At 62.8% G+C, this 11,032-nt stretch carries 13 protein-coding genes; 10 read left to right on the forward strand and 3 right to left on the reverse strand.

What is annotated here, in order from left to right:
• From F1542_RS05360 to F1542_RS05395, 8 genes are all read left to right on the forward strand, one after another.
• Positions 1–276: transketolase C-terminal domain-containing protein (locus tag F1542_RS05360; protein WP_275944685.1), on the forward strand; the 276-nt coding region annotated here is incomplete at its 5' end.
• Positions 277–301: 25 nt separating this feature from the next.
• Complete coding sequence (locus tag F1542_RS05365) at positions 302–1,045, forward strand: TlyA family RNA methyltransferase (protein ID WP_193732135.1); 744 nt, start codon at positions 302–304, stop codon at positions 1,043–1,045.
• Positions 1,046–1,152: 107 nt separating this feature from the next.
• Positions 1,153–2,397 carry a 23S rRNA (adenine(2503)-C(2))-methyltransferase RlmN gene (rlmN, locus tag F1542_RS05370; RefSeq protein WP_193732136.1) on the forward strand — a complete coding sequence of 415 codons (1,245 nt, stop codon included), beginning with the start codon at positions 1,153–1,155 and terminating at the stop codon, positions 2,395–2,397.
• A 110-nt stretch (positions 2,398–2,507) separates the two neighbouring features.
• Positions 2,508–3,737 carry an argininosuccinate synthase gene (locus F1542_RS05375; RefSeq protein ID WP_007400432.1) on the forward strand — a complete coding sequence of 410 codons (1,230 nt, stop codon included), beginning with the start codon at positions 2,508–2,510 and terminating at the stop codon, positions 3,735–3,737.
• A 48-nt stretch (positions 3,738–3,785) separates the two neighbouring features.
• The gene (locus tag F1542_RS05380) at positions 3,786–4,280 is read left to right on the forward strand and encodes an FKBP-type peptidyl-prolyl cis-trans isomerase (RefSeq protein WP_193732137.1); all 495 of its coding nucleotides are present in this window, start codon (positions 3,786–3,788) and stop codon (positions 4,278–4,280) included.
• An 80-nt stretch (positions 4,281–4,360) separates the two neighbouring features.
• Positions 4,361–4,849 carry a cytochrome c gene (locus tag F1542_RS05385; protein ID WP_193732138.1) on the forward strand — a complete coding sequence of 163 codons (489 nt, stop codon included), beginning with the start codon at positions 4,361–4,363 and terminating at the stop codon, positions 4,847–4,849.
• A gap of 48 nt (positions 4,850–4,897) precedes the next feature.
• Entirely contained in the window at positions 4,898–5,893 is a 996-nt protein-coding gene (trpS, locus tag F1542_RS05390; protein WP_193732139.1) for a tryptophan--tRNA ligase, read from the forward strand.
• A gap of 17 nt (positions 5,894–5,910) precedes the next feature.
• On the forward strand, positions 5,911–6,330 hold the full coding sequence (locus F1542_RS05395) for a secondary thiamine-phosphate synthase enzyme YjbQ (protein ID WP_019085950.1): 420 nt from the start codon (positions 5,911–5,913) through the stop codon (positions 6,328–6,330).
• A gap of 229 nt (positions 6,331–6,559) precedes the next feature.
• On the opposite strand, the gene fghA is transcribed toward F1542_RS05395, so the two are convergent.
• Positions 6,560–7,414 (reverse strand): S-formylglutathione hydrolase, encoded by an 855-nt coding sequence (fghA, locus tag F1542_RS05400; protein WP_193732140.1) that lies wholly within the window; start codon positions 7,412–7,414, stop codon positions 6,560–6,562.
• A gap of 3 nt (positions 7,415–7,417) precedes the next feature.
• A complete protein-coding gene (locus tag F1542_RS05405; RefSeq protein ID WP_026018638.1) occupies positions 7,418–8,533 on the reverse strand; it encodes an S-(hydroxymethyl)glutathione dehydrogenase/class III alcohol dehydrogenase in 1,116 nt (371 codons plus the stop codon).
• A gap of 245 nt (positions 8,534–8,778) precedes the next feature.
• Here F1542_RS05405 and F1542_RS05410 point away from each other — a divergent pair, with 245 nt between their 5' ends.
• Both F1542_RS05410 and F1542_RS05415 read left to right on the forward strand, forming a co-directional pair.
• A complete protein-coding gene (locus F1542_RS05410; protein ID WP_193732141.1) occupies positions 8,779–9,654 on the forward strand; it encodes a bestrophin family protein in 876 nt (291 codons plus the stop codon).
• Positions 9,655–9,737: 83 nt separating this feature from the next.
• Positions 9,738–10,334: a CarD family transcriptional regulator gene (locus F1542_RS05415; RefSeq protein ID WP_026018640.1), complete on the forward strand. Its 597-nt coding sequence runs from the start codon at positions 9,738–9,740 to the stop codon at positions 10,332–10,334.
• Between the two features lie 266 nt (positions 10,335–10,600).
• Here the strand turns inward: F1542_RS05415 and F1542_RS05420 are convergent.
• Positions 10,601–11,032: MFS transporter (locus F1542_RS05420; protein ID WP_193732142.1), on the reverse strand; the 432-nt coding region annotated here is incomplete at its 5' end.

Consider the following 11,032-nt stretch of genomic DNA (forward strand, 5'->3'; position numbering starts at 1 on the left):
GACACCGCGCTGGTCGAACAGCTTGCGCGCAACCACGCCGTGCTGATCACGATCGAGGAAGGATCGGTTGGCGGATTTGGCAGCTATGTCATGACCCATCTGGCCAAAACCGGCCTGCTGGACCGCGTGCGCTTCCGCCCCATGACCCTGCCCGACCGCTTCATCGACCACAACACGCAGGCCGCACAGTACCATGAGGCCGGGCTGGATGCGCCCGCCATTGTCGCCACCGCGCTGTCCGCCCTGGGCGTGCCGCATTCGCGCCAGATGGCCTGAGCGCACAGGGGAACAGGCACCGCGCATGGCAAAACGTCGCGTCGATCAGATGCTGGTGGACCGGGGCATGGTGGAAAGCCGCACCCGTGCGCAGGCGCTTATCATGGCCGGTCTGGTCCACACGCCCGACCGGCGCATTGACAAGGCCGGGGAGCAGATTGCCGAGGACATGCCCCTGACCCTGAAGGGACAGGACCACCCATGGGTGTCACGTGGCGGGATCAAGCTGGCGCACGGGCTGAAGCACTTCGGCCTGTCGCCCGCGGGCCTGACCTGCCTGGATGTTGGCGCGTCAACCGGTGGCTTTACCGATGTGCTGCTGCATGAAGGGGCGGCAAAGGTCTATGCCGTCGATGTCGGCCATGGGCAACTGGCCTGGAAACTACGCAGCAATACCGAACAGGTGGTCGTGCTGGAAAAATGCAACGCCCGCGCGCTGGACACCACCATCATTCCCGACCCGATACAGGCGCTGGTCTGTGACGCCAGTTTCATCGGCCTGCGCACTGTCCTGCCCGCGGGGCTGGACCTGTGCGTGCCGGAGGCATGGGCCATTGCGCTGATAAAACCACAGTTCGAGGCCGGACGCGACGCGGTGGGCGCCAAGGGCGTCGTGCGCGACCCGGCCGTGCATGAAGCCGTGTGCCAGATGATCCATGAATGGTGGTCGGGCCTGCCGGGCTGGACCGTGCTGGGCATCGACCCCAGCCCCATCACCGGGCCGGAAGGCAACCGGGAATTCCTGATCGCGGCCCGCAAGGACGGCTGATCGACAGTCGCATCCCCTGCCCCGCCTGTGCTACACAGGCACGAAAGAGCGGCCATCAACGCCCTTCCCCTTTCTGAAATGACACGACGAACATAGGCAGCACCGGTATGTCCGCAGCCCCTGCACCCTCACCTTCCCGGTCACGCGACGGGACGGCGGCCTCGCTTCTGAATGACGAGGAACGCACGCGCATCCGTGCAAAATCCGCGCAGTTCGCTCCCCCTGCCGCCGCCCTGCCCGATGGCAGGCGCGACCTTGTGGGCCTGTCGCGTGAGGAACTGACGGACATCATGGTGGAGATTGGTGAAAAGCCATTCCGCACCAAGCAGCTGTGGCACTGGATCTACCATCAGGGCGCGACCGATTTCTCGCGCATGAGTTCCATCGCCCGTCCGCTGCAGGAAAAGCTGGCCGAACGCTTTGTCGTCGGCCGCCCCGGCGTGGTGACCGAGCAGACATCGCAGGATTCCACGCGCAAATTCCTGTTCCGTTTCCGTGATGGGCAGGAAGCCGAGACCGTGTACATCCCCGACCGGCAGGAAGACCGGGGGGCTGTGTGCATTTCCTCACAGGTGGGCTGCACACTGTCATGCACCTTCTGCCATACCGGCACGCAGGCGCTGGTGCGCAACCTTGGCGCCGCGGAAATCGTAGGCCAGTTCATGGCGGCGCGCGACAGCTATGGCGAATGGCCCAGCCCGAAGGGCGACACCCCGCGCCTGCTGTCCACCATCGTGCTGATGGGCATGGGCGAGCCGCTGTACAATTATGACAACGTGGCCAAGGCCATGCGCATCATCATGGATGGCGAGGGCATTGGCCTGTCGCGCCGGCGCATCACGCTGTCCACGTCGGGCGTGGTGCCAATGATGGACCAGTGCGGGGCGGAGCTGGGTATCAACCTGGCCGTGTCACTGCATGCCGTGCGCGACGACCTGCGTGACGAGATCGTACCGCTGAACCGCAAATACCCGATCAGGGAAGTCATTGCCGCCTGCCGCCGCTACCCCGCCGCCAGCAATGCGCGGCGCATCACGTTCGAATACATCATGCTGCGTGGCGTCAACGACAGCGAGGCCGACGCACGTGAACTGGTGCGCCTGATTTCGGGCATCCCGGCCAAGGTCAACCTGATCCCGTTCAACCCATGGCCGGGCAGCAGCTACCGGCCATCCACGCGTGAACAGCTGGACCGTTTCGCGAAAATCGTGATGGATGCGGGCTTTGCCTCCCCCATCCGCATGCCGCGCGGGCGCGACATCCTGGCTGCGTGCGGGCAGTTGCGCACCGAAAGCCAGCGCCTGCGCCGCGCGGAGCGGACGGACGCCACGCCGGACCCTGCCGGAGCATAAAAATCCGGCCTTATCTTCTGGTCGCCCGCGCCGTGGGATGCTAGGAGGACATGCCGCCGGTTCACCCGGCAAAATGTTGTCCAAAGTTTTCTCGACAGGAGCGTTCTCCCATGGCCGCCAGGGATGTCAAAAAGGTCGTTCTCGCATATTCGGGCGGTCTTGATACTTCCGTGATTCTGCGCTGGTTGCAGACCACCTACAACTGCGAAGTCGTGACCTTCACGGCCGACCTTGGCCAGGGCGAGGAACTGGAACCCGCCCGCCGCAAGGCCGAAATGTTTGGCGTGAAGGAAATCTTTGTCGAGGACCTGCGCGAAACCTTCGTCAAGGATTTCGTCTTCCCCATGTTCCGCGCCAACGCGCTGTATGAGGGACAGTACCTGCTGGGCACATCCATCGCCCGCCCCCTGATCGCCCAGCGCCAGATCGAGATCGCCGAACAGGTCGGCGCCGACGCCGTGGCCCATGGCGCAACCGGCAAGGGCAACGACCAGGTCCGTTTCGAACTGGCCTATTACGCGCTCAAGCCCGACATCACCGTGATCGCGCCGTGGCGTGAATGGGACCTGACATCGCGCACGCGCCTGCTGGCCTTTGCCGAGGAACACCAGATCCCCATTGCAAAGGACAAGCGCGGGGAAGCCCCGTTCTCGGTCGATGCGAACCTGCTGCATTCCTCCTCGGAAGGCAAGCTGCTGGAAGACCCGGCGGTAGGCCCCGAGGAAATCGTGTTCCAGCGCACCATTTCCCCCGAAGCCGCACCGGACAAGGCGACCGAAATCACCATCGATTTCGTATCGGGCGACCCGGTGGCAATCAATGGCGTGGCCATGTCGCCCGCAACGCTGCTGACGCGCCTGAACGAACTGGGCCGTGACAACGGCATCGGTCGTCTTGACCTGGTGGAAAACCGCTTTGTCGGCATGAAGTCGCGCGGCATTTATGAAACGCCGGGCGGCACGATCCTGCTGACCGCGCATCGCAGCATCGAAAGCATCACCCTTGACCGCGAGGCCATGCACCTCAAGGACAGCCTGATGCCGCGTTATGCCGAGATCATCTATAACGGGCTGTGGTTCTCCCCCGAGCGCCGCATGCTGCAGGCCCTGATTGACCAGAGCCAGCATTCGGTGACCGGCCGCGTGCGGTTGAAGCTGTACAAGGGTAACGTGATCTGCGTGGGCCGTGAAAGCCCCAACAGCCTGTACGACACCCGCGTCGTCACCTTCGAGGATGACGAGGGCGCATACAACCAGGCCGACGCGCAGGGCTTCATCAACCTGAATGCGCTGCGGCTGCGCCTGGGGGCCAAGATCGGCCGTCGTGGCGGCGCGCTGTAATCGCCCATCCGGTCCTTCGTGTTCATTCCAACAACCTGCCGAGGTGTCATGAAACGCTTTTCCCGTGTCATTCCCCTTCTCCTTGCCACAGCGGTGGCGCTGCCGCTTGCGGCATGCGGGGGAAACAAGGATGACCAGCCGGAACTGACCCCGGCACAGTTCATGGACAACGTACGCAAGCAGCCCGGCGTCAAGACCCTGCCGGACGGACTGGCCTACAAGGTCCTGAAATCCGGGCCGAAAGACGGCGCGCAGCCCACCATCAATGACAGCGTGATGGTCATATACGAAGGCCGCCTGCCCGATGGCGGCATCTTTGACAGTTCCGACCAGCACGGGCATGGCGCGTACATGCAGATGCCGCTGGAAATGGTGATCAAGGGCTGGCAGGAAGCCGTGCCCATGATGCATGTAGGCGATACATGGATGCTGTACGTGCCGCCCGAACTGGGTTACGGGCATAAATCCATGGGCATCATCCAGCCTGACAGCCCGCTGATCTTCAAGATACAGCTTCTGGGCGTTTCCCCCGGCGGCCATTAAGGCATGCAGGGCCATTCACCCCAGCCGGGTGAATGGCCCTTTTTTCATGACATAACGGGACAGGAAACCGGACGACCGACATGGGTATTGGAACCGGGCGCATGGCGTCCGTACTGCGCGGGGGCTGCATGGTGGCCACCGTTGTGCTGCTGGCGGCGTGCACGCGCCATGGGCAGGAAGGGTACGCGCGTTACCGCACCAACTGCGGCATCTGCCACCATGGCGGCGAAGGGATGAAGGGCGAGATCCCGCCCGTGTCCGGTCGGGTGGATAAAATCGCCGCGACACCGGAAGGCAAGCAGTACCTCATGCATGTGCTGCTGAACGGGCTGAATGGCCCGCTGCAGATTGATGGCGTGCGCTACAACTTCTCCATGCCGCCGTTCCGCGCCCATCTGTCGGATGCGGAAATCGCCTCCATCCTCAGCTATCTGGCGACCCGTGGCGACACCCGCCCCATTCCGGTCTTCACGCCCGAGGAAGTGGCGGCAGAACGCGCCCACCCGCTGACCACCACCATGGCGGCGGAAGAACGCCGCCGCCTTGACGCCATCCATCCCCTGCCCTGACCCCCCGGCACCTTGACCTGCACGGGCAAAAAAACGGAAAATACCTTCATGCAACGCCTATTTTCCGGCATTCAGCCGACCGGTATCCCGCAGCTTGGCAATTACCTTGGTGCAATACGCAACTGGGTTGCGCTGCAGCGTGATCATGAATGTATCTTCTGCCTGGTGGACATGCACGCCATCACCACATGGCAGGATCCCGCAGTGCTGCGCCAGCAGACCCTGGCACAGACGGCGGTCCTGCTGGCGTCGGGCATTGATGTGCACAAACATATCCTGTTCAACCAGTCCGCTGTCAGCGCCCATGCGCGCCTGGGGTGGATTTTCAACTGTGTCGCGCGCATTGGCTGGCTCAACCGCATGACGCAGTTCAAGGACAAGGCGGGCAAGGACCGGGAAAAGCATTCCGCCGGCCTGTATGTCTATCCTGACCTCATGGCCGCCGACATCATGGCATACAAGGCCACGGTCGTGCCGGTGGGCGATGACCAGAAGCAGCACCTGGAACTGACCAACGACATAGCGCAGAAATTCAACCACGATTACGGGACCGAATTCTTCCCGCAGGTCGAAGCCCTGATCCCGCCGCAGGGTGCCCGCGTGATGAGCCTGCGTGACGGTACCAAGAAAATGTCCAAATCCGATCCCTCCGCCCAGAGCCGGATCGAGATGACGGATGACGCCGACGCCATTGCCAACAAGATCAAGCGCGCCAAGACCGATTCCGAACCCCTGCCATCTGAGGAATCCGGCCTTGAAAACCGGCCCGAGGCACGCAATCTGGTTACCATCTACGCCACACTGTCCGGTCGTACGGTGGCCGATGTGCTGGCGCAGTTTGGCGGTCAGGGTTTCGGACCGTTCAAGACGGCGCTGACCGACGTGTTGGTGGCGGCGATTGCCCCGATTGCCGAAGAAACCGGACGGCTGCTGAAGGAACCCGGTTTCCTGTGCGACACGCTGCGCAATGGCGCGAACCGGGCGCGCACCATTGCCGAACCCATTGTATCGGAAGCGGAAACCCTGATCGGCTTCCTGAAGTAAGCACGAAAGGTGGCGCCATGCGGCAGGAACTGCACACCCTGCAGGTTACGACCCGGGGCAAGGGACTGGTCCCCATCGACCGGCCCGTGCTGGACTGGGTGGGGCAGAGCGGGATTGAGACCGGTCTGCTGACGCTATGGTGCCGCCATACCTCCGCATCGCTGGTGGTGCAGGAAAATGCTGATCCTACGGTGCGCACGGATATCGAACGGTATTTCGAAACCCTCGTACCCGAACAGCCGGGGCGCTACATCCATGATGATGAAGGCCCGGATGACATGCCCGCCCACCTGCGCGCCATGCTGACCAATACACAGCTTTCCATTCCGGTGGCCGATGGCCGTCCGGTTCTGGGCATGTGGCAGGGACTTTACCTGTTTGAACACCGTGCCCGCCCGCACCGGCGCGAAATCGTGCTGCACCTGATGGGTGACTGACCGGACACCGGCGACCGCGATATGCCCCCGTTGCCGTTCCTGAAGACGATTTGAAAACAGTAGAAATTTTTGGGTGCCGGCTTTTTTTCAAACAGGCGGCGTTTTCCTGAAGATTTTTGAAAAAAGCTTCACCAAAAACTTCTGTTTTTATCAGGGATGCTGCCCCGACAAGCAGGGCGGCCAGCGCATATCGCCATGCACCAGCACGCCAGATCTGCTTTCCCCAAGATCACACCGCGTTAAGGATCCCGGCGTGATGGTCGATATGATCGGCAATAAATGACTGGATGAACCAGTAGGAATGGTCGTAGCGCGGGTGCATGCGCAGGCGTAAGGCCTGCCCAGCCGCACCGGCCGCCGCCGCCAGCAGTTCGGGTTTCAGCTGGTCATGCAGGAACTGGTCGGCTTCCCCCTGATCCACCAGGATTCCAGTGGGGTGGGTATGACCCGCTTCCAGCAGCAGCGTTGCATCATGGCGTGCCCATGTGGCGCGATCGGGGCCAAGATAGGTGGAAAATGCCTTCTCCCCCCACGGGACGACGGCGGGATGGCAGATCGGGGCAAACGCCGAAACCGATTTCCATGCATCCGGCGCGCGCAGGGCATGGACCAGCGCGCCATGCCCGCCCATGGAATGGCCCATGATGCCACGCCGCGCGCCATCAATGGCAAACACGTCCTGTGTCAGTTCGGGCAGTTCGTGGCTGACATAGGTACCCATGCGGTAATGCGCGCGCCATGCAGGCGTTGTCGCGTCAAGATAGAAACCCGACCCCGTGCCAAGGACATAAGCGTCACCTTCCCCCGCGACACCCGCCCCCCGTGGCGAGGTATCAGGCGCCACCAGCGCGATGCCATGATGAGCCGCGAAACGCACGGCGTTGGACTTGATCAGGAAGGTTTCCTGCGTGCAGGTCAGGCCAGCCAGCACGTGCACCACGGGCACGCGCTCCCCCGCCAGCGCGCGTTCGGGCAGGAACACGCCAAAGCGCGCCTCCAGCCCCAGGCTTTCGGACGGGTGGCTATAAAAGCCGATCCGCCCGCCACAGCTCGCATGTTCCTCAAGCGTCGTGATGCTGCCCATGGATCAGAACTCGACAACCGTGCGGATGCTCTCGCCCTTCGCCATCATGTCAAAGCCTTCGTTGATGCGCTCCAGCGGCAGCCTGTGGGTAATCAGGCTGTCGATGTCGATGCGGTTTTCCATGAACCAGTCCACGATGCGCGGCACGTCGGTGCGGCCACGCGCCCCACCAAAGGCCGAGCCGATCCACCGCCGCCCCGTCACAAGCTGGAACGGCCGCGTGCTGATTTCCTGACCGGCCCCCGCAACGCCGATGATGGTGGATACCCCCCACCCGCGATGCGCGCATTCCAGTGCCTGCCGCATGAGGGTCGGGTTGCCGACGCATTCAAAGGAATAATCCACGCCACCGCCGGTCAGTTCCACGATATGGCCGACCAGGTCGCCATTGGGGCCGAGATCCTTCGGGTTGATGAAATCGGTCATGCCGAATTTGCGGGCAATGGCTTCACGCTCGGGATTGATGTCGACGCCAATGATCCGTTCGGCCCCGACCATTTTCGCACCCTGGATGACATTCAGCCCGATCCCGCCCAGTCCGAACACGGCCACCGTGCTGCCGGTCTCGACCTTGGCGGTGAACAGCACGGCCCCGATGCCGGTGGTCACACCGCAGCCGATGTAGAATACCTTGTCAAACGGGGCGTCGGGCCGGATCTTGGCCAGCGCGATTTCGGGCAGCACCGTGTAGTTGGCGAAGGTGGAGCAGCCCATGTAGTGGTGGATCGGCTGCCCCTTGAATGAAAAGCGCGACGTGCCGTCGGGCATCACGCCCTTGCCCTGCGTTGAACGGATGGCCGTGCACAGGTTGGTCTTGCGCGACAGGCAGGACTTACATTCCCGGCATTCGGGGGTGTAGAGCGGGATGACATGGTCGCCGGGCTTCAGGTGCTTCACACCCGCGCCGACTTCCACCACCACACCGGCCCCTTCATGGCCAAGGATGGCGGGGAACAGTCCCTCCGGATCGGCGCCGGACAGGGTGAATTTGTCAGTATGGCACAGGCCCGTCGCCTTGATCTCGACCAGCACCTCACCCGCGCGTGGGCCTTCCAGCTGCACGGTCTCGATTTCAAGTGGTTTACCTGCCTCGAAGGCAACGGCTGCCCTTACGTCCATGAACCCGGTCTTTCCTTTGATGCGTGGGGCGTCCCCATGGGCGCGCCCCTGTTTCGCAACGATTAAGGGCATCATCGGCACCGGCGTCAATGTTACGCCGCCCATGCAGGGGTGACGATATTTTCAGTGACAAAACATGCCACCCGCCCATGTGCGGTCCCGCAACCACCACGCAATGTGATAAGCGGCGAAGGGGAGCCGGAAACGGATACCCGTATTTTCACCAGATATACCGGGATGCCTGCATGGTCATTGATCGTAGAATTGGTTTGTGGATCCTGCTTCGCGAAAGCGTGCTGTCGCTGGTTTTCCTGTGCGCGTGGGACGTGGTGGTGGTGGTGATGTTCCAGATCTTCCACCAGGAATGGATGGAACAGCCCACCCTGCCCATATCGCTGATCGGTTCCGCGCTGGTACTGTTCATGAGCTTCCGCAACAACACCGCCTATAACCGCTGGTGGGAAGGGCGCACCCTGTGGGGGGCGGTGACCAACAACAGCCGGTCCTTCGCCCGGCAGGCGGGCACGATCCTGCGCGGGTGCCCCGACCTTGCCCGTGCCATGGCGGCCTATCCCTATGCCCTGCGCGGCGCGCTGGGGCGGCTGGATGCGACGGACGACATCATGCGCCTGCTGCCCGATTCCATGAAGGCCGGGATCGCGGGCAAGGTGAACATCCCCGCCGCCATCCTGTTTGAAATCGGGCTGCGGGTGGACGCGGAATCACGCAGGCTGGGCATTGACGGCGCATTGCAGGGACAGATCGACCGCATCCTGTCGGACATGAGCAACGCGCAGGGCGGGCTGGAACGTATCCGCAACACGCCGCTGGCCATCCAGTTTTCGGTCCTGCCGAAAGTGGTGGCGGTGGTGTTCTGCATCATCCTGCCGCTGTCGATGGTGCAGACGCTGGGGTGGATCACGCCGCTTGGGTCATCGCTGGTGGGACTGCTGTTCGTCGCACTGGACAAGATCGGCAACGACCTGCAGGACCCCTTCAGCGCGACACCGCATGGCATGCCGATGCTGACCATTTCCCGCACGATCGAAATCGACCTGATGCAGTCCTGCGGCCTGCCCGCGCCGCCGCCGCTGCCCCCCGTGCGCGGCATACAGGCATGATGCGCAGCGCCTGATGGTTCACCCTGCCCGATGGCATATGAAGGAATCAAGACAGAAGGGCGGATTTATGCTATATGGGTGGCATGAGCATGTTCAGAACCACCCAGAAGGGCACTGTGACCGATGCAATGGCACGGACGGCCGCAGCTGCCACGGCAGCCGAAGCAAAGTCCAGCAAGGCCGTAAAAGACGAAGATCCATTCCGTGAGGGCGACGCCATCGTGTATGCAGCGCATGGCGTTGGCCGCGTTGACCGGATTGGCGTTGACGAAATCGCCGGCACCAAGCTGGAAATGATCCAGATCTCCTTTCCCGGCAACCAGATGACGCTGCGCATCCCGCTGTCCAAGGCGCGCAAGTCGGGCCTGCGCAAGATCGTATCAAGGGAAATCGTGGACAAGGCGATGGCCATCATCAAGGGCAAGCCGCATGTCAGCCGTGGCATGTGGGCACGCCGCGCGGTCGCCTATCAGGAAAAGATCAATTCCGGCGATCTGGTACAGATTGCAGAAGTGCTGCGTGACCTGCGCCGCAACGTGGACAGCCTGGATGGCAGCTTCAGCGAACGCAAGCTGTTCGAGGCGGCACAGGAACGCTTCGTGGCCGAGGTGGCCGTGCTGGAAGGCAAGGAACCGACCGAAGTCCTCGAAAAACTGACCGAGGTCATGAAGGCGGCCTGAATATTCCGCCTTTTTCCATACACATCCAACCCCATGCCGCCGGCCCCTGTGCCGGCGGTTCTGATATGGGGCGGCTGGCAGCCCCATCCCCCGCCATGCGCCGGGTGGAACAGCATGGTACGTCCATGACAGGCCCATCAACAGCGCCAGACCGGAACAGTTCCGCAATCAGGCCCGCAGCCACGCAACCTGAACCCGTTTCGTAACCGCCACAGGCAGCGCAGGCGGTCTGGGCCAGCACGGACAGCCCTGTTCCATCCCGGTCATCATGGATCACGTTTATCCCCCTTCATGCCCTGCGGCCGCGCCAGCATGACCACGCACCCTGCTAGCGCCGCCACCATGGCCATGACAAAGGGGCTGCGTGGCCCCGCCATGCCGGACAGCACGCCGGACAGCACCGCGCCGATACCTGCCGCAATATCAAAGAAAACATCAAACAGCCCGATGGCCGACCCGGCCGCGGCAGGTGGTGCCTGCCGCAGTACCGGCAGCCCCAGCAGCGGATAGGTCAGCGAAAACCCCAGCCCCGTCAGGAAGCTGCCCGCCACGGCCCATGCCGGTCCCGGCGCAAGCCAGATCAGGGCCAGGCCCAGCGCCTCGACCAGCATGATGCCGACCACCATCGGCCTGACATCATCACGATCAACATGGCGGCTGCCGACCAGGCGGGCAATGACATGCCCCGCGCCAAACGC

Source organism: Komagataeibacter sp. FXV3 (assembly GCF_015155755.1).
GTDB lineage: Bacteria > Pseudomonadota > Alphaproteobacteria > Acetobacterales > Acetobacteraceae > Komagataeibacter.

Coding starts and splice junctions, on each gene's coding strand:
- F1542_RS05395 (WP_019085950.1), top strand. CDS start 5,911: ATGCGGCAGGAACTGCACACCCTGCAGGTTACGACCCGGGGCAAGGGA.
- fghA (WP_193732140.1), bottom strand. CDS start 7,414: ATGGGCAGCATCACGACGCTTGAGGAACATGCGAGCTGTGGCGGGCGG.
- F1542_RS05365 (WP_193732135.1), top strand. CDS start 302: ATGGCAAAACGTCGCGTCGATCAGATGCTGGTGGACCGGGGCATGGTG.
- F1542_RS05385 (WP_193732138.1), top strand. CDS start 4,361: ATGGGTATTGGAACCGGGCGCATGGCGTCCGTACTGCGCGGGGGCTGC.
- F1542_RS05405 (WP_026018638.1), bottom strand. CDS start 8,533: ATGGACGTAAGGGCAGCCGTTGCCTTCGAGGCAGGTAAACCACTTGAA.
- F1542_RS05410 (WP_193732141.1), top strand. CDS start 8,779: ATGGTCATTGATCGTAGAATTGGTTTGTGGATCCTGCTTCGCGAAAGC.
- F1542_RS05380 (WP_193732137.1), top strand. CDS start 3,786: ATGAAACGCTTTTCCCGTGTCATTCCCCTTCTCCTTGCCACAGCGGTG.
- F1542_RS05415 (WP_026018640.1), top strand. CDS start 9,738: ATGAGCATGTTCAGAACCACCCAGAAGGGCACTGTGACCGATGCAATG.
- trpS (WP_193732139.1), top strand. CDS start 4,898: ATGCAACGCCTATTTTCCGGCATTCAGCCGACCGGTATCCCGCAGCTT.
- F1542_RS05375 (WP_007400432.1), top strand. CDS start 2,508: ATGGCCGCCAGGGATGTCAAAAAGGTCGTTCTCGCATATTCGGGCGGT.
- rlmN (WP_193732136.1), top strand. CDS start 1,153: ATGTCCGCAGCCCCTGCACCCTCACCTTCCCGGTCACGCGACGGGACG.